A 20,741-nucleotide genomic window follows, 5' to 3' on the forward strand; every position below is an offset into this window, starting at 1 on the left:
TCATCGTGACGCAGGGTCAGCCCGCCACCTCCTGGTACGCCGCGAAAAGCAGCGACTCGTCCGGCGCCTGCAGCGTCGTCGGCTTCGCGATGTCGTCGAGCACGATGAACCGCAGCATCCCCCCGCGGGCCTTCTTGTCGCGCTGCATCGTCGCCAGCAGCTGCGGCCACGCGCCCGCGCGGTAGGAGGTCGGCAGCCCGAGCAGCTCGAGGATGTCGCGGTGACGCTGGGCCGCGGGATCCGGCAGTCGTCCTGCGAGCCTCGACAGCTCGGCCGCGAAGACCATGCCGATGGAGATCGCGGCGCCGTGCCTCCAGCGGTAGCGCTCGGCGTGCTCGATCGCGTGGCCGAGCGTGTGGCCGTAGTTGAGCACCTCACGGAGCCCCGCTTCGCGCAGGTCCTCTCCCACGACCCGCGCCTTCATGTCGATCGCGAGCTCCACGCACCGGCGGAAGGCGTCGCTGCGCGGGTCGACGGCGGCTGTGGCATCCGCCTCGATCAGGTCGAGGATCTCCGGATACCAGATGAATCCGGCCTTGACCACCTCGGCGAACCCCGCGACGAGCTCGTTGCGGCCGAGGGAGTCCAGGAGGTCGAGGTCGCAGATCACGGCGCGCGGCGGCCAGAACGCGCCGACGAGATTCTTGCCCTCGGCCGTGTTGATGCCGGTCTTGCCGCCCACCGCGGCGTCGACCATGCCGAGCACGGTCGTCGGGACCTGCACGACCGCCACGCCGCGCAGCCAGGTCGCCGCGACGAAGCCCGCGAGGTCGGTGACCGCGCCTCCGCCGAAGCCGACGATCGCGTCCGTGCGCGTGAAATCGGCCTGGCCGAGCACCTGCCAGCAGAACGCGGCGACCTCGATGCGTTTGCCCTGCTCGGCGTCGGGGACCTCGGCGAGCAGCACCTCACGGTCGCCCACGAGACTCGCGCGCAGCGCCTCGGCCTGCGCCGCGAGCGTCGGCGGATGCACGATGAGCACCTTCCGGGCGGATGCCGGCAGCGTCTCGCCGAGCGTGCTCAGGATGCCGCGCCCCACGCGCACGTCGTACGGGGCATCTCCCCGCACGGTGATCGTCGTCGGCTCGCTCATGTCTCCTCCTCGCCCGTCATGGACGTCGTGCCGCTGCGGACCCACTCGACGATCCCCTCGACGACGTCCTGCAGCGGGCCCGTCGATGTGTCGAACTCGATGTCGGCGACCTCGTCGTACAGCAGGCGCCGCTCGTCGAGGATCGCGGTCCAGCGCTCGACGGGGTCCTCGGTCTGCAGCAGCGGGCGGCTCGATCCGCGGATGCGCCCCGCGACGACCTCGGGCGTCACGGTGAGCAGCACGACCCGGTGCCTTTCGAGGTCGGCACGGGTGTGCGGATCGAGCACCGCGCCCCCGCCGAGCGACACGACTCCGCCCGTGGCGAGTGCGGCGCGCACGGCCTCGCGCTCCAGCTCGCGGAAGCGCCTCTCGCCGAGCGTCGCGAACACGGTCTCGAGCGGTCCGTGCTCGCGCGCGACCGCGACGTCCGTGTCGGTGAACGGGAGGGCGAGCGCCTTGGCCACGCGCCGTCCGATACTCGTCTTGCCCGCGCCCATCGGCCCGATGAGGACGACAGCGGATGCCGCCTCCCGCGCCACGGGCACGGGCGCGTGCTCAGCGGGCGAGGCCATGCTCGGCGAGCGGCTCCGCGTCCTCGTCGCCGAGCGACGCGTCGCTCTCGCGGGACGAGCGCAGGGTCTCGGGGATCGACGCGAGGTACGAGTCGAGGTTGCGGCGCGTCTCGGAGACCGAGTCACCGCCGAACTTCTCGAGCACCGCCTCGCCGAGGGCGATGGCGACCATCGCCTCTGCGACGACGCCCGCCGCGGGCACGGCGCACACGTCGGAACGCTGGTGGTGGGCGGATGCCGCATCCCCCGTCGCGACGTCGATGGTGCGCAGCGCGCGCGGAACCGTCGCGATCGGCTTCATGCCGGCGCGCACGCGCAGCACGGTGCCCGTCGACATCCCACCCTCGGTGCCGCCCGCACGGTCGCTCGCACGCGCGATGCCGTCGTCGGTCGCGAACAGCTCGTCGTGGGCGGCCGAGCCGCGTCGGCGCGTCGTCTCGAAGCCGTCGCCGACCTCGACGCCCTTGATCGCCTGGATGCTCATGAGCGCCTGCGCAAGCCGCCCGTCGAGGCGGCGGTCCCAGTGCACGTGGGATCCGAGCCCGGGCGGCAGCCCGTACGCGAGCACCTCGACGATGCCGCCGAGCGTGTCGCCGTCCTTGCGGGCGGCGTCGACCTCCGCGACCATGCGGGCGGACGTCTCGGGGTCGAAGCACCGCAGCGGATCGGCATCGAGCGCGTCGACGTCGTCGGGTGCCGGCAGTGCCGCGCCCTCCGGCACCTGGACGGGCCCGATCGACAGCGTGTGGCTCACGAGCCGGATGCCGAGCTCGCCGAGGAACGACCGCGCGACGGCGCCCAGCGCGACTCGCGCCGCCGTCTCGCGCGCGCTCGCGCGCTCGAGGATGGGCCGCGCCTCGTCGAACCCGTACTTCTGCATGCCCACGAGGTCGGCGTGCCCCGGCCGCGGCCGCGTGAGGGCCGCTCCCCTGCCCCGCGACTTGTCGGTGAGCTCCACGGGCTCGGCGCTCATGACCTCGACCCACTTCGGCCACTCGGTGTTCCCGATGCGCAGCGCGATGGGGCTGCCGAGCGAGTACCCGTGGCGCACACCGGCCGAGATGGTCAGCTCGTCCTCTTCGAACTTCATGCGCGATCCGCGGCCGTATCCGAGTTTGCGGCGGGCCAGATCGGCCTGGATCGCGCTGCGAGACACCGGCACGCCGGCCGGGAGGCCCTCCATGACGGCGATGAGTTCGGGGCCGTGCGATTCGCCGGCCGTGAGCACGCGGAGCATTGCTCCAGTCTCCCACGCCCCGAGGGGACGGTTATGCCGTCGCGGATGCCTCCAGCGCCGCGCGCATCGCCGCCACGACGTCATCCTCGTGCGGGAGGACGGCGTGCGGGTCACCCTGGACGAAGACCCGCACCTGCAGCACGGCCTGGTGCAGGAGCATCCCGCTGCCGTCCCAGGCCCGCGCGCCGGCGCGCTCCCACGCCGACGCGAGCACGGTCGGCCAGTGGCCGTAGACGACGTCGAGGAGGGGACCGCCGGATGCCGCGAGGCGGTCGGCCGTGGCATCCGGTATGTCCGCGCCACCCGGAAGCGTCGCGACCGTGAGGTCCACGGCGCCCGACGGAGCCTCGATGCGCGCGAGCGTGACGCGGACGCCGATGCGCTCGCCCAGCGCGACGAGGTGCTCCGCGGCTTCGGGGCGCCGTGCCGCGACCTCGATCTCGCGCACGCCCATCGTCTCGAGTGCCAGGAGCGCGGAGGTCGCCGTGGCGCCCGCGCCGATGATGCGCGCGCGTGCGGGGTCGGCGATCCCCTGCTCGGTCAGGAACCGCACGATCCCGCCGACGTCCGTGTTGAAGCCGTGCGGACCGCCCTCGGAGAGCAGCAGCGTGTTGACGGCGCCCGTGAGCTCGGCCGCGCGATCGCGCGTCTCGGCAGCGCCGAACGCGACGCCCTTGAGCGGCATCGTGAGCGACAGGCCGCGCCACGGTTCCCCGAGTGTCGCAAGGCGCGACGCGAACGACTCCTCGTCGACGCGCTCGCGGCCGTACTCCCAGTCCAGGCCGAGGGCGCGGTAGGCGGCGCCGTGCAGCTGCGGGGAGCGGCTGTGGGCGATCGGATCGCCCCACACCGCGAGCCGGCGGCCGGTCAGCACCCCGAGTCCGGGTGCTCGCGACACCAGCCGCGCCACTGATCGACCGCGCGGTTGTGGTCGTTGATGTTCGACGTGAACACGGTCTCGCCGGTGTCGAGGTTCACCGTCACGAAGTACAGCCAATCGCCGTCTGCGGGATGCATCGCCGACGAGATCGCGACGTCGCCGGGGTTCGAGATCGGCCCGATGGGCAGCCCGGGGTTCACGTACGTGTTCCACGGGTTCGGGTCGGTGAGCGCCTCCTCGGACGAGCTGACCGTCCCGTCGTGCATCTCGCCGAAGCCGTACTGCGCCGTCGAATCCATCTGCAGGAGGCCGAACGTCTCCTGGTTGTTCGGGTCGAGGCGGTTCTGGATGACTCGCGAGACCTTCTGCATGTCCGCTTCGTACCGCGCCTCGCGCTGGATGATCGAGGCGATCGTGAGGATGCGCTGGCGATCCTCGATGGGCACACCCGCCTCATCGAGCGATTGGATCGTGCGCGCGACCATGCGCGCGATGACGTCGTTGGCGGTCACGCCCGGATCGAACGTGTACATCGCGGGGAAGAGCCAGCCCTCGAGCGAGTCGGCTGCGACGCCGTACGCCGCCGGGTCGGCGATCGCCGCCTGGAAGTCCTCGATCGGTATCTGGAGGCTGTCGGCGAGGATCTCGGTCGTCTGCTCGACGGTCTTTCCCTCGGGGATGAGCGCGGAGTTCTCGAGCTTGCTCGCCGGATCCAGGATCATCGCGAGGGCGGCCTCGGACGTCATCTGCTTCTGCAGCCGGAAGACGCCGGGCTGGAACGGCGGGTTCTGCTGCGTCTCGATGAGGTAGGCGTAGAACGCCTCGGGCGTCTTCGTGACACCCGCCTCGTAGAGCTTGGGCGAGATCGACTGCCCCGTGTCGCCCGACTCGATCGTCACGAGCGCTTCGCCGTTGGCCATCCCCGCCTCGAAGTCCTTGGGCTCCTCCCACCCGAGCACCGCGCGGATCTGGCTCTCGTACGTGTTCCACACCCACCAGCCGCCGAGCGCGATGCCTCCGAGCAGGGCGACGATCACACCCAGCGCGATCCAGCCGCCGATGCGCCGCTTGCGCTTGTCTTTCGGGGGCGGCGGGGAACCGATGTCGGTCGTCGACACGTCCCCCGAGAACAGCGCCTCGAGCCCACCGCCCGCGTCCCCCGCACCGGCGCGCTTCGCGGCGGCCCGTGCCTCCGACTCCGAGATGATCGGGATGCTCCCCGTACGGCTGTAGGGCAGCGCCGGCTGCGCAGCCACCTCGCCCGAGAGCTGCCACGAGCGGGCGGGGTCGTCGTCGAGGTCATACGCGTCAGACTCCCCGGCCGTCGGCGAGTTCGGGCCCGCAGGGATGGAACCGGGAGGGGCGGATGCCGCGACCGGCGTCTCGAACGCCGTCGTGGCCGGTTGCGGCGTGTGGGGCGATGCCTGCGGCGGTGTCGGGAGTGCGACGGTCTCGGGCTGTGCTGCCGCCTCGCGCGGCGCGGCATCGCGGGCCGCCGCTTCTCGCGCCGCGGCCTCGCGGGCGGCGCGGCGCGAAAGCGGCACGCTTCCGGTCTGCGTCGGCACCGCGCCCGTGTACGTCGGCACCGCGCCGGTCTGCGGTGGAACCCCTCCCGTGGCAGGGGCGCCGCCGCTGACGCCGTCGCCGCTGTGCCCGGAGCCCTCGGAGGCCGACCGCGCGAGGTGCGCTCGCGGGTCGGGCAGCTTGCCGAACAGGCCCGCGAACGGGTCGTCGTACGGCGAAGGCGACTGGGGCATGTTCAGGCGGGCTCCTCGGCGGCGGGTACGGGTAGGCCGGGTGGTCGTCCGGTGCTCTTCTCGACATCAAGAGCCTGCTGGAGCAGGACCACCGCGGCGACTTGGTCAACAATGCTACGAGACGAACGCTGGGTTCTGCCCGAATCGCGCAGGGCCGCGTGTGCCGAGACGGTGCTGAGACGCTCGTCCACAAGGCGCACAGGCACGCCGGATGCCGCGGCCAGCGCCGCCGCGAAGTCGCGCGCGTCGGTGGTCGACGGCGTGTCGCCGCCGCTCAGGCTCAACGGCAGGCCGACGAGCACTTCGAGGGGCTCGTCCTCCGCGATGAGCTCGCGCAGCCGCGAAATCGACGCGTCCGAGCGCGGGATGGTCTCGACGGGCGTCGCGAGCAGCCCGTCGGGATCGCACCGGGCCACGCCGATCCGCGCCCGGCCCACATCGACCCCGAGCCGGACCCCCCTGCGGAAATCGCTCATACCGTCCGGATCACGCTGCGTTCAGCGCGCCCTTCACCGCCGCGAGCGCCGACGGCAGGGCCGAGGCATCCGTCCCACCGCCTTGCGCGACGTCGTCGCGCCCGCCACCGCCGCCACCGAGCGCGGTCGCGGCGGCCTTCGCGAGCACGCCGGCCTTGGCGCCCGCCGAGCGCGCGGCTTCGTTCGTCGCGACGACGACGACCGGGCGTCCGTTGAGCTCCGCTCCAAGGGCGACGACCGTGGCATCCGCACCCAGGCGATCGCGCACCTGCAGGGCGAGCGAGCGCACGTCGTCGGCCGACGACGCGGTGCCGAGCGATTCGGCGACCACGCGATGCGGGCCGACCGCGGTCGCCTTCTCGACGAGCGCGGGCAGCCGATCGGCGAGGGCCTTCGCCTCGTACGCCGCGATCTTCTTCTCGGCGGCCTTGAGGCTCGCCGTGAGCTCGGCGATGCGCGCCGGAAGCTGCTCGCGCGGCGTCTTGAGGGTTGAGGTGAGCTGCGACACGAGCGCGCGCTCGGCCGCGAGCTGCCGGAACGCGTCGAGGCCGACGAGAGCCTCGACGCGGCGGTTGGACGCGCCGACCGACGACTCGCCGACGAGGCTGATGAGCCCGACCTCCGCGCTCGTCGACACGTGCGTGCCCGCGCACAGCTCGCGCGACCACGGGCCGCCGATGTCGACCATGCGCACCTTGTCGCCGTACTTCTCTCCGAACAGCGCGATCGCACCGAGCGAGCGGGCCTCGTCGAGCGGCAGCACGCGCGTGGTGACCTCGAGGCTCTCTCGGACGGCGTTGTTCGCGATCTCTTCGATCTCGGTCTTCGTGTCGTCGGACAGCGCCTGCCCCCAGCTGAAGTCGAACCGGAGGTAGCCCGCGCGGTTGAGCGAGCCCGCCTGCGTCGCCGAGCGGCCGAGCGTGTCGCGCAGGGCCGCGTGCACGAGGTGCGTCGCCGAGTGCGCCTGGCGCGCGCCACGGCGGTTCTCGGCGTCGACGACCGAGGTCGCGGGCTGTCCGACGCCCACCTCGCCCGACGTGACCTCGACGGTGTGGCTGATCAGACCCGCGACCGGCTTCTGCACGTCGAGCACATCGAGCTCATAGCCCGGGCCCACGATGATGCCCTTGTCGGCGACCTGCCCGCCCGACTCCGCGTACAGCGCCGTCTCGGCGAGGATGATCTCGGCGATCTGGCCGGTGGCCGCGCGATCGACCGACATCCCGTCGACGAGGATGCCGAGCACCGTGGATTCGGTCTGCAGATCGGTGTAGCCCGTGAAGACCGTCTCTCCGCGCGCCCGCAGGTCGCGGTAGACGCTCGTGTCGGCGAGCTGGCGCTTGCGCGCACGCGCGTCGGCCTTCGCACGCTGACGCTGCTCCTGCATGAGCGTGTCGAAGGCGGCGCGGTCGACGGTGAGCCCCGCCTCCTGCGCGATCTCGAGCGTCAAGTCGATCGGGAACCCGTACGTGTCGTGCAGCAGGAACGCCTCGGAGCCGGGGATCGTCGTTCCGCCGGACGCCTTCGTCTGAGCGAGCGAGTCGTCCAGGAGCGCCGAGCCCGCCGCGAGCGTGCGGAGGAAGGTCTCCTCCTCGGCGATGGCGTACTGCGAGATGCGGGCCCAGTCCTCCGCGACGACCGGGTAGGCCTCGGCCATCGCGTCGCGCGACACGGCGAACAGCTCGGCGAACGTCGGCCGCTCGACTCCGAGCAGCCGCATCGAGCGGATCACGCGGCGCATGAGACGGCGCAGGATGTAGCCCCGGCCGTCGTTCGACGGCGTCACGCCATCGGCGAGCAGCATGAGCGACGAGCGCACGTGATCGGCGACGACGCGGAACCGCACATCGTCTTCGTGATCGGCTCCATAGGTGCGGCCCGACAGCTCGACCGCCTTGTCGAGCACCGGCCGCACCTGGTCGGTCTCGTACATGTTGTCGACGCCCTGCTTGATGAACGCGATGCGCTCGAGGCCCATGCCGGTGTCGATGTTCTTCGCGGGCAGCTCGCCCACAACGTCGAAGTCGTACTTCGACCGCACGTTCGTGATCTCGTACTGCATGAACACGAGGTTCCAGATCTCGACGTAGCGATCGTCGTCGGTCGCCGGCCCGCCGTCGATGCCGTACTCCGGGCCGAGGTCGAAGAAGATCTCCGAGCAGGGCCCCGCCGGCCCCGGAAGGCCCGTGCTCCAGTAGTTCGTGTCCTTGCCGAGCCGCTGGATGCGGTCTTCGGGCAGCCGCGCGACCTCGCGCCACAGGTCGTAGGCCTCGTCGTCCTCTTCGTAGACGGTCACCCACAGGTCGGCCGGGTCGAAGCCGAGGCCGCCCTCGTCCTCCGGCATCGTGAGCAGCTCCCACGCGTAGCCGATCGCGTCGCGCTTGAAGTAGTCGCCGAACGACCAGTTCCCGAGCATCTGGAAGAACGTGCCGTGACGCGGCGTCTTGCCGACCTCTTCGATGTCGTTCGTCCGGATGCACTTCTGGTTGTCGGCCGCACGCGGGTACGGCGGCGGCACGTCACCGCTCAGGTACGGGATGAACGGCACCATGCCCGCAACCGTGAACAGCAGCGCCGGGTCGTCGGTGACGAGCGACGCCGACGGCACGATCGTGTGGTCGTTCTTCTCGAAATAAGCCAGGAAGCGACGGGCGATCTCGGCGGTCTTCATTCGTGGGGATTCCTCGGGACGAGCGGATCCTGCCCCGGCACGGCGGGAGGATGCGAGCGGTTCGGGTGAGCCGATGAGTCAGGCGGCGGGCTTGGGTGCGGCATCCGTGTCGCCGGAGGCCGTAGAGCCGGATGCCGCGGCGACCGCCTCGGCCGCCGCATCCGTCGCCGTCTCGGCACCCTCCGTGAAGCGCGCCTCCTGCTCGTGGTACGCCGCGCTGATGCGGTCGGTGAACTCGGCGATGCGCGCGTCGATGTCGGCGAGCACCTCGCGGCCGCGGGGGTCCTTGTTGACGAAGTGCGCGAGGACGAAGCCGCCGGCCAGGCCGAGCACGAACCACACCAGGTTCTTCATGTCACCACTCCTTCGCCGCGGGCGCGGCATGGGTACATCTTAAGCGAGAACGGCGAGGGGCGCCGGGCTGGAACCCGGCGCCCCTCGCGCGGTCTCAGGCAGGGCGGCGTTATCGCGTCCTTGTCGTACGCGGCCCTATCGGGCGGCGTAGTACTCGACGACGAGCTGGACGTCACAGACGACCGGAACCTCGGCGCGCTTGGGACGACGCACGAGACGCGCCTGCAGCTTGTCGAGCTCGACCTCGAGGTAGGCCGGAACCGGGGGCAGGACATCGGCGTGACCGCCGGCAGCCGCGACCTGGAACGGCTCGAGGCCCTCGCTCTTGGCCTTGACGTGGATGAGCTGGCCCGGCTTCACGCGGAACGACGGGCGGTCGACGAGCTGACCGTCGATGAGGATGTGACGGTGCACGACGAGCTGGCGGGCCTGCGCCATGGTGCGGGCGAAGCCCGAGCGGAGCACGAGCGCGTCGAGACGCATCTCGAGCTGCTCGACGAGGTTCTCACCGGTCAGGCCGTCCTTGCGGCGGGCCTCTTCGAACTGGATGCGCAGCTGCTTCTCGCGGATGTTGTACTGCTCGCGAAGACGCTGCTTCTCGCGCAGACGGACGGCGTAGTCGCTGTCGGCCTTGCGCTTGGTGCGGCCGTGCTCACCCGGAGCGTACGGACGCTTCTCGAGGTAGCGGGCGGCCTTCGGGGTCAGCGCGACGCCGAGCGCGCGCGACAGGCGGACCTTGCGGCGGTCCTGGGACTTCGTTGCCACGAAGTGTTCCTTCCGTTGACGCGGCCGTGTCTTTCACGGCTCGCGGACGTATCCCCCACTCCTCGCCCTGTCCGGACTGCACGCCGGGGCACGCCGGAAGGTCTTCGTCAGAGGAGGGAGATGCCCGAAAACCCGGTTTCGAGCCGATCAAGTCTAACAGAGGGGCGCTCGGCTCCCGGTGACGTCGAAGCCGCGTGACCTCAGCCGGCCTCAGCCGACCGGCACGAGCGCCGACGTGATACGCACCACGCCCGGCCCGTACTCGGCGTCGCAGCGAGCCTGCAGTCGTCCGTCGTCGTAGACCACGGTGACGTCGACCGTGCCCGCGAGTCCGTTCTCGCCGGCCGACAGCACGCCGGGCGTCGACGCCATCATCTCGGTCCGGATCGCCTGAAGCTCCGCGGCCGTGCGCGTAGCCTGGGTGACGCACAGCATCCCGCCCCACACTTCGCGCAGCTCGGCCTCGGCGACGGCCGGATCGCCGGTCACCCGCACATTGACGATCGTGAGCAGCGGGTCGTTCATGCCCGTCTCGGATCCAGCGGAGTCGCCCGAACGCGCGGCGGGATTCGGCGACTGATCCATCCATGCTGTCGCGTAGCCGTCGAGGCGCGCCGCGAGCTCGAACGTGGCGTTCATCGCCTCGAACGTCGCCTTCGCCTCGTCCAGGACGCGCCAACCGCCGTCCGGGTCAGGGCACGGGCTCGCGAAGTCGGTCATGTCGACCTGCGGCCACTCGTAGTCCGCCCCGGATGCGACCTCGATCGGCGTGAACGCGTCGGCGTCCGCGTCGTAAGTGCCCGTGAGGATGAACGAGCCCCACCGAACCCCGGCGGCGTCCTCGAACTCGCCGACGTACCGGCTCCAGTCCCAGCCGACGAGGGAGGGCCCGCCGCACTGCGGCGGATACGAGGCGGCCATCGCCCCGAGGCACAGCTCGGCGCCGTCGCCGTCGTCGAGCACGGTGACCGGATGCTTCGTCGTGACCAGCGCCGCGGAGTCGGGTCCGGATCCTCCCGGCGGAACGGAACCCGCTCGAGGGGTCGCGCACCCGGCCAGCGCGAGGGCGGCGACGACCGCCACCGCTCCAAGCACGGCCGGTCGTGGCATCCGGTTCTCCCGCATCATCGCTCCCCACTCGGTCGCACGCCGACGCGGCGGGACCTGCCCGCCTCACTCACGGAGTGTCTCGACGACGCGGATCGTCTCACCTGGATGCGCGGGCGAACGTGCGGCATGCTCGACGCATGCCCCCTCGCCGTCGCCTCACCATCGGGATCGCGATCTCGGGAACCCTCCTCGTCACCGCCTACGCCGTGCTGGCGGCGCTCCAGATCATCGTGCTGAACCCGCTCGCGGCCGTGCCAAGCGCGACGCTGCGCGAGATCCACGCCGAGATGGCGCGGATGGGCGAGTCGCCCGGCATCCCCGTCACGATCGGCATCCTCGGCCTCGGCGTGCTCCTGGCCGGAGGGCTGCTCGCTCTCTTCGCGGGAAGAGCGGATGCCACGCCTTTCGCCGCGGCGACGGCGCACCTCCTCATGCTCGTCCTCGGCGCTCCGGCGTACTTCGTCGCCTCATTCGGGCCGGGCATGGCGCTCGCCGACACATTCCTGATCAGCGGCGCCGACTATGTCTCCTGGGCGTTCGCCCACTACGCCACGAGCGGGATCGCGCTGCTCGCACTGCTCGGAGCCATCGCGATCGGGAGCGCGCGCTCGGACCCCACGAAACGCGCGCCCGCCACCGCCTGATCCTCAGCCGCCGCCGAGAATGCGACGGATCTTCTCGAGCCGCGCCTGCACGTCGCGCTCCTGCCCGTGGTTCGTCGGCTCGTAGTAGCGCTTGTCGCGCAGCTCGTCGGGAAGGTACTGCTGCGCGACGACCCCGACGTCGGAGTCATGCGGGTACTTGTAGCCCTTCCCGTGCCCGAGGCGCTGGGCGCCCGGGTAGTGCGCGTCGCGCAGGTGGGCCGGCACGCGGCCGAATCCGCCGGCCCGCACGTCGGCGATGGCCTTGTCGAGCGCGACGTACGCCGCATTCGACTTCGCCGTCGTCGCGAGGTACACCGTCGCCTCGGCGAGCGGAATCCGCCCCTCCGGCATGCCGATGAACTGCACGGCGTCGGCTGCGGCGACGGCGAGCGGCAGCGCCTGCGGGTCGGCGAGGCCGATGTCTTCGGATGCCGAGATGATCAGCCTGCGCGCGATGAACCGCGGGTCTTCCCCGGCCTCGATCATGCGGGCGAGGTAGTGCAGCGCCGCGTCGACGTCGGAGCCGCGGATCGACTTGATGAAGGCGCTGATGACGTCGTAGTGCTCGTCGCCCTGCCGGTCGTACCGCAGCAGGGCGCGGTCTACCGCCTGCGCGATGTGCTCGGCCGAGATCTCGACAGGGGTCGGGGCCTCGGCGCCGTCTTCGGAGCCCCGATCGTCCGCGATGTCGTCGTCGGCTTCCTCCTCGGGGGCCGCTATCGACGCCGCCGCCTCGAGCGCGGTGAGTGCGCGGCGCGCATCGCCGGATGCGAGGCGGATGAGGGCTTCTCGTGCGCTCGGGCCGAGTTCGACGGCGCCGGCGAGTCCCCGCGGATCGTCGACCGCCCGGTCGATGAGCATCCCGAGGTCGTCGTCGGTGAGCGGCTGGAGCGTGAGCAGCAGCGACCGCGACAGCAGCGGCGAGATCACCGAGAACGACGGGTTCTCGGTGGTCGCCGCGATGAGCACCACCCAGCCGTTCTCGACCCCGGGAAGCAGCGCGTCCTGCTGCGCCTTCGTGAACCGGTGGATCTCGTCGAGGAAGAGGATCGTCGACTGCCCGTACAGGTCGCGCTGGTTCAGCGCGTCCTGCATGACCTCGCGCACGTCCTTCACGCCCGCCGTGATCGCCGACAGCTCGACGAAGCGGCGGCCGGACGACCGCGCGATCGCCTGCGCGAGCGTCGTCTTTCCGGTGCCCGGCGGCCCCCAGAGGATCACCGACGTGCCCGGCTTGGCCGTGGCATCCGGATTCGCCAGGGTGACCAGCGGCGACCCGGGCCGCAGCAGGTGCGACTGACCGGCCACCTCGTCGAGCGAGACCGGCCGCATGCGCACGGCGAGCGGGGTCTGCCCCTGGAAGAGAGCGGCGGGCGAAGTCACTCGACCAGGCTAGCCGCGGCCGCCGACGCGGGCTCCGCACCACCTGCCCGACGCTCCGACGGGCGGTTTGGCCCGGCCCCTGCGTGTTTGTAGGATCGACCCGGCCCGGAGCACCGGGGTGAGGGAGGTCCTGTGGCAACGGGCAAGGAACGCGAAGCGCGCGCTGCGCGCGAACGTGCACGGCTGTATCAGGCTCGGCAGAAGTTCCACGAAGGACGCACTCGCCGCCGCACGCGCGACAACCTCATCGCGGGCATCGTGGGCGGCATCCTCATCCTCGCGGTGGTCGGCGGCCAGATCGCGTACTTCACGCTCGGTCCCGGCGCGCCCGAGCCCGCTCCCAGCCTGACGCCGACGCAGACGCCGACCGAGGCTCCGCCGACGCCGACGCCGACTCCCACCGACTCCGTCGAGCCGACCCCGGAACCGACCGCGACGTCCTGAGCGGCTCACCCCGCCGTACTAGGCTTGGGCCGTCCATTTCCCGCAGGCGGCGCACTGCCGCGATGAGGTGCATCCCGTGACTTCCGCAGCCGAGTCCACTCCCGAAACGCCCGACAACCTCGACGCCGAGGCCGTCTCCGAGCAGCCCGCCGCCCCCGACGAGCAGTCCGTCGAGGCGCCCGACTCCGCGGCCGCGTCCGCGGAGGCCGCCGAGCCGGAAGAGGCCGCGACCGAGCCGGAAGAGGCCGCTGAGGCGGCTACGGCTGGTGGCGAAGAGACGGATGCCACGGCTGACGCGGACGCGACCGCAGATGCCGCGCAGGCGGCCGAAGAGGCGGATGCCACGCCCGCCGCCGAGACCACGGACGAGGCCGTCCCCGCCGACTCCCCCGCCTCCGACGCCCCCGCCGCCGAATCCGCGGGCAGCGACGAGCCGTGGGGCCGCGTCGACGACGACGGCACCGTGTCGGTCCGCGAGGGCACCGAGTGGCGCGTGGTCGGGCAGTTCCCCGACGGCACGCGCGAAGAGGCTCTCGCGTACTTCGAGCGCAAGTTCACCGACCTCGCGAGCGAAGTGACGCTCCTCGAGGTGCGCCACCGCCGCGGCGGCGCCTCCGCCTCCGATCTGCGCGCGACGGCCCGGACGCTCCACGACAAGATCGCCGACGCGGCCGCCGTGGGCGACCTCGCGTCGCTTCGCGCGCGGCTCGACGCCCTGATCGAGGAGCTCTCGGCGGCATCGGCATCCGAGGCCGCGGCCGCCCGTCAGGCCGTCGAAGAGGCCGTCACGGCCCGCGCCGAGCTCGTCGAGCGCGCCGAGGCGCTCGCCGCGCGTGACCCGAAGACGATCCAGTGGAAGCAGACGTCGGCCGAGATCGCCGACCTCTTCGAGCAGTGGCAGTCCCAGCAGCAGCACGGGCCGCGCCTTCCCAAGTCGACGAGCCAGCAGCTCTGGAAGCGATTCCGCGACGCTCGTGCGACCCTCGACAAGGCGCGCCGCGAGTTCTACGCGCAGCTCGACGAGGCCCACAAGGCCGTGCGGGAGCGCAAGTCCAAGCTCGTCGAGAAGGCGGAGGCTCTCGCGCCCAAGGGTGAGGACGGCATCGCCGCCTACCGCGAGCTTCTCGAGCAGTGGAAGTCCGCGGGCCGCGCCGGCAAGAAGGCCGACGACGCCCTGTGGGCGCGGTTCAAGGCGGCCGGCGACGTGCTCTACGGGGCGCGCGGTGAGCGCGAGGCGGCCGAGGCCGAGGCCTCACGCGAGAAGATCGAGGCCAAGCGCGAGCTGCTCGTCGAGGCGAAGGCGATCCAGGACGAGCGCGACCTCACCAAGGCTCGCTCCATGCTCACCGGCATCCAGCGCCGCTGGGACGACCTCGGTCGCATCTTCCCGCGCGATGTCGAGCGCTCCCTCGACGACGACCTGCGCAAGATCGAGCAGGCGCTTCGCGCACGTGAGGACGCCGATTGGAAGAGCAACAACCCCGAGACGAAGGCGCGCGCGAACGACATGACGCGCCAGCTCACGGAGGCGATCGAGAAGCTCGAGCAGGAGCTCGCGGCGGCCGAGAAGTCCGGCGACAACGCTGCGGTCGAGAGGGCGAAAGAGGCTCTCGAGGCGCGGCGCACGTGGCTCAAGGCGCTCGGGGGCTGATCACCTCTCCCCCAGGTGCGCGGTTGGCAGTGGTTGTCCACAGTCCCACCGGGCCGACGGATGCGGCATCCGCCGTTCCGGCAGACTCTCGACGTGCCATCGCCGTTCCTGTACTTCGCCGACGACCGCCTGTCCACCGCGGAGCTGTCGGCGGCGTGCCTGGACGGCCACCTCGTGGGCCTCGGCGAGGCGTACATCCCGGCTGACGCCGTCGAAACGGCTGCGCTGCGGGCCGGCTCCCTGCGTGAGATCCTGCGCGACACACTCGCCGCGACGCACGTGAGCGCCGCGTGGATCCACGGCGCGCGTCACGATCCGCCTGTTCGCCACACAGTGCAGCGGGCGGTGCCGCGGCGACTGCACCACGTCCACGGACTCCGTCTCGTGTATCGAGACCTCGCCGTCGACCCCGCCGACCTGCTCGTGATCGGCGGCGTCCTCGTGACGACGCCGGTCCGCACGCTCGCCGACGTCGCGCGCGTCGACGACTCCGATCACCTCGACGCCGCCCGTGGCCTGGCGGCGGGTCATCCGGGTCTCGCGGACGACGCGATCTGCTGGCTCGAGGCGCACGGACGCCTGCCGAACAAGCGCAGCGCGCTCCCGCTCCTGCACGCACTCGCGCGGGATCGGCGCCCCGCCGTCAGGACGACGTGACGCGATAGACGTCGTACACCGCGTCGATGCGGCGGACGGCGTTGAGCACGCGGTCGAGGTGCACGATGTCGCCCATCTCGAACACGAAGCGGCTGAGCGCGAGGCGGTCGTTCGTCGTCGAGACGGTGGCCGACAGGATGTTGACGTGGTGCTCGCTCAGCACGCGGGTGACGTCGCTCAGGAGGCCGGAGCGGTCGAGCGCCTCGACCTGGATCTGCACGAGGAACACGCTCTTGGTCGTGGGCGCCCAGCTCACGTCGATGAGCCGGTCGGGATCGGACTTGAGCGACTGCACGTTCGTGCAGTCCGAACGGTGCACCGACACGCCGCTGCCGCGCGTGACGAAGCCCACGATCTCATCGCCCGGCACGGGCGTGCAGCACTTCGCGAGCTTCACGAGGATGTCGGGTGCGCCGCGCACGAGCACACCGGAGTCGCCGCCGCGCGGAGCCCGCGTGCGCCCGATCGGCGGCAGGTCGATCGGCCCCGTCGTCGTGTCGTTCGAGCTCACGAGAGCCGTGACCTTCTCGATCACCGACTGCGTGGACACGTGGCCCTCACCCACGGCGGCGTACAGCGCCGAGACGTCATCGTAGCGAAGCTGCTGCGCGACCTCGGCGAACGAGTCCTGGCTCATGAGGCGCTGCAACGGGAGGTTCTGCCGGCGCATCGCGCGCGCGATCGCCTCCTTGCCCTGCTCGATCGCCTCTTCGCGGCGCTCCTTCGTGAACCAGCCGCGGATCTTGTTGCGTGCACGCGTGCTCTTGACGAATCCGAGCCAGTCCTGGCTCGGCCCGGCATCCGGGTTCTTCGACGTGAACACCTCGACGACGTCACCGCTCTTGAGCTCGGACTCGAGCGGCACAAGGCGGCCGTTCACCTTCGCGCCCATCGTGCGGTGGCCGATCTCGGTGTGCACCGCGTACGCGAAGTCGACCGGAGTCGCACCCGCGGGCAGGCCGATCACCCGCCCCTTCGGCGTGAAGACGTAGACCTCTTTCGCGCCGATCTCGAAGCGCAGCGAGTCGAGGAACTCGCCGGGGTCGGCCGTCTCGGCCTGCCAGTCCGAGATGTGCGCGAGCCACGCCATGTCGGTGTCGAGCGCCTTCGGGTCGGCCTTGCCGCCGTTCATGCGCTCCTTGTACTTCCAGTGCGCGGCGACGCCGTACTCGGCCTGCTGGTGCATCTCGTTGGTGCGGATCTGGATCTCGACCGTGCGGCCACCGGGCCCGATCACCGTCGTGTGCAGCGACTGGTACAGGTTGAACTTCGGCGTGGCGATGTAGTCCTTGAACCGGCCGGGAAGCGGCGTCCACCGCGCGTGGATCGCACCGAGCACCGCGTAGCAGTCGCGCACGCTGCCCACGAGCACGCGGATGCCGATGAGGTCGTAGATATCGTCGAACTCACGTCCGCGCACGACCATCTTCTGGTACACCGAGTACAGCTGCTTCGGCCGGCCCATGACGCGCCCGCGGATGCGGAGCTCGCGAAGGTCGGCGTCGACGGCCTCGATCACGCTCTGCACGTACTGCTCGCGCTGCGGCGTGCGCTGCTTCACGAGGCTGTCGATCTCGGCGTAGAGCTTCGGATGCAGCACCGCGAAGGACAGGTCCTCGAGCTCTGACTTGATTGCCTGGATGCCGAGGCGATGCGCGAGCGGCGCGTAGATCTCGAGTGTCTCGGTCGCCTTCTTCTGCGCTTTCTCGGGCGGCACGAACCCCCACGTGCGGGCGTTGTGCAGGCGGTCGGCTAGCTTGATCACGAGCACGCGGATGTCTTTCGACATCGCGACGATCATCTTGCGGACGGTCTCGGCCTGCGCGCTCTCGCCGTACTTGACCTTGTCGAGTTTCGTCACGCCGTCGACGAGCATCGCGACCTCGTCGCCGAACTCGGAGGCGATCGCCTCGAGCGGGTAGCCCGTGTCTTCGACGGTGTCGTGCAGCAGCGCGGCGGCGATCGCCTTCGGCCCGAGGCCGAGGTCGGCGAGGATCTGGCCGACCGCGAGCGGATGCGTGATATATGGCTCGCCGCTGCGTCGGGTCTGCCCCTCGTGAGCCTTTGCGGCGACCGTGTAGGCCCGTTCGATGATCGAGAGGTCGCCCTTGGGGTGGTGCGTGCGCACCGTGCGCAGGAGCTGCTCGACATCGTCGCGGCGCGCGGAACGCGAGAAGATGCGGGGCACGAGGCGCCGCAGCGATGACGTCTGGGCGGCGGAGGGGACGGTTTCGGTCACGATTCCTCCCCTCCGCCGGACCTCACAATCCTACGCCGCTGTAAGGGACCACTCTCGCGGGAGCGGTCAGGCCGTCACTCGGGCCTGTGCGCGGGACGCGAGCGTGCGCTCGTCGCGGGCCTTGATCGCCGGCTCGTTCTCGCGGAACAGCGAGTACAGCGGCGCAGCGACGAAGATCGTCGAGTAGGCCGCCACGATCGTGCCCACGAAGATCGACAGCGAGATGTCGGTCAGCGTCTGCGCACCGAGCCACAGTGCGCCGATGAACAGGATCGCACCCGTCGGCAGGATCGCCACGACGGTCGTGTTGATCGAGCGCACCAGGGTCTGGTTGACCGCGAGGTTTACCGACTCGCCGAACGTGCGGCCGGACACTTCGCCGTCTTCGCTCGTATTCTCACGTATCTTGTCGAAGACCACCGTCGTGTCGTACAGGGCGTACGACAGGATCGTGAGGAAGCCGATGACCGCCGCGGGCGAGATCTCGAAGCCGAACAGTGCGTAGACGCCGATCGTGATGATGAGCACGTCCACGAGGCCGATGATCGCGGCGACCGACATCTTCCAGGTGCGGAAGTACAGCGCGAGGATCAGGAAGGTCAGCGCGAGGAAGATCGCGAGGCCCCACAGCGACTGACGAGTGACGTCAGCACCCCACGTCGGCCCGATGAACGACGAGGTGACCTCGCTCTCGGGTACGCCGTAGGCCTCGCCGAGTGCAGCCGTGACGTCGCGCGTCTCGTCGCTGGTCATCTGGTCGGTCTGCACCCGGACGGCGGTGTCGCCCACCGTCGTGACCTTGGTGGTGGCATCCGGGACGACGGACTGGACGGCCTCGGTCGCGATCAGCTGGTCGGGACTCGTCAGCCCCGAGACGGTGAACTGCGAGCCGCCCGTGAACTCGATCGAGAACTGGATCGGCCGCACGAGGGGAACGAGCGCCGAACCGATGACGAGGATCGCCGCGATGATGAACCACAGGCGCCGGCGGCCGACGAACGGGAATGAGGTCTTGCCGGTGTAGAGATCGTTGCCGAACTGGCTCATGGAGCGCATCAGTCGTCTCCTCCCTTCGTGCTGCCGGGAGTTCGCTTCGCGTCCTGCGCGGCTGCTGCCGCGAGCTCGGCCTGCTTGCGCTCGGCGATCGTCTGACGCCGAGCGGCTTCACCGCGCGACCGCGCGGCACGCCTGTCGGCGCTCGACTTGGGCGCGATGACGGGCGAGCGGAATTGGGCGCGGCCGCGGTACACCGCGCCGAGCGCCTCGGGATCCATGCCCGAGAGCGGATGCCCCTCGCCGAAGAACCGCGTGCGGGCCAGCAGCTGCATGACCGGGTGCGTGAAGAGGATGAAGATCAGCACGTCGATCACGGTCGTGAGCCCGAGCGTGAACGCGAAGCCCTTCACCGTGGCGTCCGCCAGGACGTACAGCACGACGGCGGCGAGCACGTTGATCGACTTCGAGATGTAGATCGTCCGCTTCGCGCGGCTCCAGCCGTCCTCGACGGCGCCCGTGATCGACTTTCCGTCGCGCAGCTCGTCGCGTATGCGCTCGAAGTACACGATGAACGAGTCGGCGGTGAAGCCGATCGACACGATCAGACCCGCGACGCCCGCGAGCGACAGGCGGAAGCCCATGCGCCACGCGAGGATGCAGATGGCGAGGTACGTGATGACACCCATGACCGCGAGCGACGCGATGATGACGAACCCGAGCGCGCGGTAGACGATGAGCGAGTAGACCGCGACGAGCGCAAGGCCGATGAGGCCCGCGATGAGGCCGATCTGCAGCTGCTGCGAGCCCAGTGTGGCGGAGATCGTGTCGGAGCTGACCACCTCGAAGCTGAGCGGCAGAGCGCCGTAGCGAAGCTGGTCGGCGAGCGTCTTGGCGGACTCCTGCGTGAAGTTGCCCGTGATGCTCGGGTCGCCGCCCAGAATCACCTGGTTCATCTGGGGCGCGGTGAGCACGAGACCGTCCAGCACGAACGCGAACTGGTTCAGCGGCGGGGTGGCGCCGTACAGACGCTGGCTGATCTCGCCGAAGATGCGCGTGCCCTCGCCGTCGAACCGCAGGCTGACCGCCCAGCGGCCGTCGTTCTGCTGCATGCCGAAGGTCGCGTCGTCGATCGAAGACCCGTCGAGCTCGACGGGCCCGAGGATGTACTTCACCGATCCATCGGCCTCACACGTGATGAGGGGCTGGTCGGCCGGCGCGTTCGCGGGATCGTTCGTCGGGTTCGCGCAGTCGTACGCCGCGAACTCCGCCTGGAGGTACGGAGTGACCCACGCCGGGTCGCTGCCGTTGGTCGGCTCGGGCGACGGAGTGTTCGGCAGAGTCGGGTCGGGGGTCGGGAACGGCGTGCGCTCACCGTCGGCGCCCACGAAGTCGTTGGTCGGCGCGGAGGCCTGCAGCACGGCGCGGAGCTGGAGCTGGGCGGACGCCTCGATGCGATTGCGCGTCTCTTCGTCGGCCTGACCCGGGATCTGGACCACGATCTGGTTGCCGGCCTGCGTCGCGATGTCGGCCTCGCCGACGCCCGAGGCGTCGACGCGCTGGCGGATGATCGTGGCCGCCTGGTTCATCTGCTCGGTGGTCGGCTCGGAACCGTCGACCGACTGCGCCTGCAGGACGATCTGCGTACCGCCCTGGAGGTCGAGCGCGAGCTCGGGCGTCCACGAGCTGGCTTTGAAGACGTACACGCCGAGCGCGTTGATGCCGAACAGGACGGCGATGACGATGAGCAGACCGGTCAGTGCGCGCCAGGCGTGCCGGACGGGGGTCGGTGTGGCCACAGGGGTGAGCTTTCTC

The 20,741-nt window shown here is 70.7% G+C and carries 18 protein-coding genes; 4 read left to right on the top strand and 14 right to left on the bottom strand.

Annotated features, from left to right (window positions below):
- Window positions 1-16: 16 nt before the first annotated feature.
- From aroB to BJ991_RS12145, 10 genes are all read right to left on the bottom strand, one after another.
- Window positions 17-1,093, bottom strand: coding sequence for a 3-dehydroquinate synthase (aroB, locus tag BJ991_RS12100; RefSeq protein WP_179490329.1), 1,077 nt, complete (start codon window positions 1,091-1,093; stop codon window positions 17-19).
- Window positions 1,090-1,665 carry a shikimate kinase gene (locus BJ991_RS12105; RefSeq protein WP_179490331.1) on the bottom strand — a complete coding sequence of 192 codons (576 nt, stop codon included), beginning with the start codon at window positions 1,663-1,665 and terminating at the stop codon, window positions 1,090-1,092. Before BJ991_RS12105 ends, aroB begins: the two co-directional genes overlap by 4 nt.
- Window positions 1,649-2,902, bottom strand: coding sequence for a chorismate synthase (gene aroC / locus BJ991_RS12110; RefSeq protein WP_179490333.1), 1,254 nt, complete (start codon window positions 2,900-2,902; stop codon window positions 1,649-1,651). Before aroC ends, BJ991_RS12105 begins: the two co-directional genes overlap by 17 nt.
- A gap of 31 nt (window positions 2,903-2,933) precedes the next feature.
- Window positions 2,934-3,800: a shikimate dehydrogenase gene (locus BJ991_RS12115; protein ID WP_343048743.1), complete on the bottom strand. Its 867-nt coding sequence runs from the start codon at window positions 3,798-3,800 to the stop codon at window positions 2,934-2,936.
- The gene (gene mltG / locus BJ991_RS12120) at window positions 3,770-5,539 is read right to left on the bottom strand and encodes an endolytic transglycosylase MltG (protein WP_179490335.1); all 1,770 of its coding nucleotides are present in this window, start codon (window positions 5,537-5,539) and stop codon (window positions 3,770-3,772) included. The genes BJ991_RS12115 and mltG overlap by 31 nt, the downstream gene beginning before the upstream one ends.
- Window positions 5,540-5,541: 2 nt before the next feature.
- Window positions 5,542-6,015, bottom strand: coding sequence for a Holliday junction resolvase RuvX (gene ruvX / locus BJ991_RS12125; RefSeq protein ID WP_179490338.1), 474 nt, complete (start codon window positions 6,013-6,015; stop codon window positions 5,542-5,544).
- Between the two features lie 10 nt (window positions 6,016-6,025).
- Complete coding sequence (gene alaS / locus BJ991_RS12130; protein WP_179490340.1) at window positions 6,026-8,686, bottom strand: alanine--tRNA ligase; 2,661 nt, start codon at window positions 8,684-8,686, stop codon at window positions 6,026-6,028.
- Between the two features lie 78 nt (window positions 8,687-8,764).
- A complete protein-coding gene (locus tag BJ991_RS12135; protein WP_179490342.1) occupies window positions 8,765-9,040 on the bottom strand; it encodes an ATPase in 276 nt (91 codons plus the stop codon).
- A gap of 135 nt (window positions 9,041-9,175) precedes the next feature.
- Window positions 9,176-9,805 (bottom strand): 30S ribosomal protein S4, encoded by a 630-nt coding sequence (gene rpsD, locus BJ991_RS12140; RefSeq protein WP_179490344.1) that lies wholly within the window; start codon window positions 9,803-9,805, stop codon window positions 9,176-9,178.
- A gap of 210 nt (window positions 9,806-10,015) precedes the next feature.
- Complete coding sequence (locus BJ991_RS12145) at window positions 10,016-10,915, bottom strand: hypothetical protein (protein ID WP_179490346.1); 900 nt, start codon at window positions 10,913-10,915, stop codon at window positions 10,016-10,018.
- A 137-nt stretch (window positions 10,916-11,052) separates the two neighbouring features.
- Between BJ991_RS12145 and BJ991_RS12150 the strand changes: the two genes are divergently transcribed.
- Window positions 11,053-11,559, top strand: a complete 507-nt coding sequence (locus tag BJ991_RS12150; protein ID WP_179490348.1) for a hypothetical protein — start codon at window positions 11,053-11,055, stop codon at window positions 11,557-11,559.
- A 3-nt stretch (window positions 11,560-11,562) separates the two neighbouring features.
- On the opposite strand, the gene BJ991_RS12155 is transcribed toward BJ991_RS12150, so the two are convergent.
- Window positions 11,563-12,942, bottom strand: a complete 1,380-nt coding sequence (locus BJ991_RS12155) for a replication-associated recombination protein A (protein ID WP_343048744.1) — start codon at window positions 12,940-12,942, stop codon at window positions 11,563-11,565.
- 132 nt (window positions 12,943-13,074) lie between these two features.
- On the opposite strand from BJ991_RS12155, the gene BJ991_RS12160 reads away from it, so the two are divergent.
- The 3 genes from BJ991_RS12160 (at window position 13,075) to BJ991_RS12170 (ending at window position 15,694) form a co-directional block, all read left to right on the top strand.
- Window positions 13,075-13,386: a dioxygenase gene (locus BJ991_RS12160; protein ID WP_179490350.1), complete on the top strand. Its 312-nt coding sequence runs from the start codon at window positions 13,075-13,077 to the stop codon at window positions 13,384-13,386.
- A gap of 76 nt (window positions 13,387-13,462) precedes the next feature.
- Complete coding sequence (locus tag BJ991_RS18845; RefSeq protein ID WP_179490352.1) at window positions 13,463-15,037, top strand: DUF349 domain-containing protein; 1,575 nt, start codon at window positions 13,463-13,465, stop codon at window positions 15,035-15,037.
- Window positions 15,038-15,130: 93 nt separating this feature from the next.
- Complete coding sequence (locus BJ991_RS12170; RefSeq protein WP_179490354.1) at window positions 15,131-15,694, top strand: type IV toxin-antitoxin system AbiEi family antitoxin; 564 nt, start codon at window positions 15,131-15,133, stop codon at window positions 15,692-15,694.
- Here BJ991_RS12170 and BJ991_RS12175 read toward each other — a convergent pair.
- The 3 genes from BJ991_RS12175 to secD form a co-directional block, all read right to left on the bottom strand.
- Window positions 15,681-17,933, bottom strand: coding sequence for a RelA/SpoT family protein (locus BJ991_RS12175; RefSeq protein WP_179490356.1), 2,253 nt, complete (start codon window positions 17,931-17,933; stop codon window positions 15,681-15,683). The genes BJ991_RS12170 and BJ991_RS12175 overlap by 14 nt on opposite strands.
- A 66-nt stretch (window positions 17,934-17,999) precedes the next feature.
- Complete coding sequence (gene secF / locus BJ991_RS12180) at window positions 18,000-18,989, bottom strand: protein translocase subunit SecF (protein ID WP_179490358.1); 990 nt, start codon at window positions 18,987-18,989, stop codon at window positions 18,000-18,002.
- A complete protein-coding gene (gene secD / locus BJ991_RS12185) occupies window positions 18,989-20,725 on the bottom strand; it encodes a protein translocase subunit SecD (protein ID WP_179490360.1) in 1,737 nt (578 codons plus the stop codon). The genes secF and secD overlap by 1 nt, the downstream gene beginning before the upstream one ends.
- Window positions 20,726-20,741 lie beyond the last annotated feature (16 nt).

The organism is Microbacterium immunditiarum, assembly GCF_013409785.1.
In the GTDB taxonomy this organism is placed as follows: Bacteria; Actinomycetota; Actinomycetes; order Actinomycetales; family Microbacteriaceae; genus Microbacterium; species Microbacterium immunditiarum.

Bases quoted from the DNA above. Each gene is read 5' to 3' on its own strand.
- ruvX (WP_179490338.1), bottom strand. From the start codon at position 6,015: ATGAGCGATTTCCGCAGGGGGGTCCGGCTCGGGGTCGATGTGGGCCGG.
- BJ991_RS12145 (WP_179490346.1), bottom strand. From the start codon at position 10,915: ATGCCACGACCGGCCGTGCTTGGAGCGGTGGCGGTCGTCGCCGCCCTC.
- BJ991_RS12105 (WP_179490331.1), bottom strand. From the start codon at position 1,665: ATGGCCTCGCCCGCTGAGCACGCGCCCGTGCCCGTGGCGCGGGAGGCG.
- BJ991_RS12150 (WP_179490348.1), top strand. From the start codon at position 11,053: ATGCCCCCTCGCCGTCGCCTCACCATCGGGATCGCGATCTCGGGAACC.
- mltG (WP_179490335.1), bottom strand. From the start codon at position 5,539: ATGCCCCAGTCGCCTTCGCCGTACGACGACCCGTTCGCGGGCCTGTTC.
- secF (WP_179490358.1), bottom strand. From the start codon at position 18,989: ATGCGCTCCATGAGCCAGTTCGGCAACGATCTCTACACCGGCAAGACC.
- aroB (WP_179490329.1), bottom strand. From the start codon at position 1,093: ATGAGCGAGCCGACGACGATCACCGTGCGGGGAGATGCCCCGTACGAC.
- alaS (WP_179490340.1), bottom strand. From the start codon at position 8,686: ATGAAGACCGCCGAGATCGCCCGTCGCTTCCTGGCTTATTTCGAGAAG.
- BJ991_RS12135 (WP_179490342.1), bottom strand. From the start codon at position 9,040: ATGAAGAACCTGGTGTGGTTCGTGCTCGGCCTGGCCGGCGGCTTCGTC.
- aroC (WP_179490333.1), bottom strand. From the start codon at position 2,902: ATGCTCCGCGTGCTCACGGCCGGCGAATCGCACGGCCCCGAACTCATC.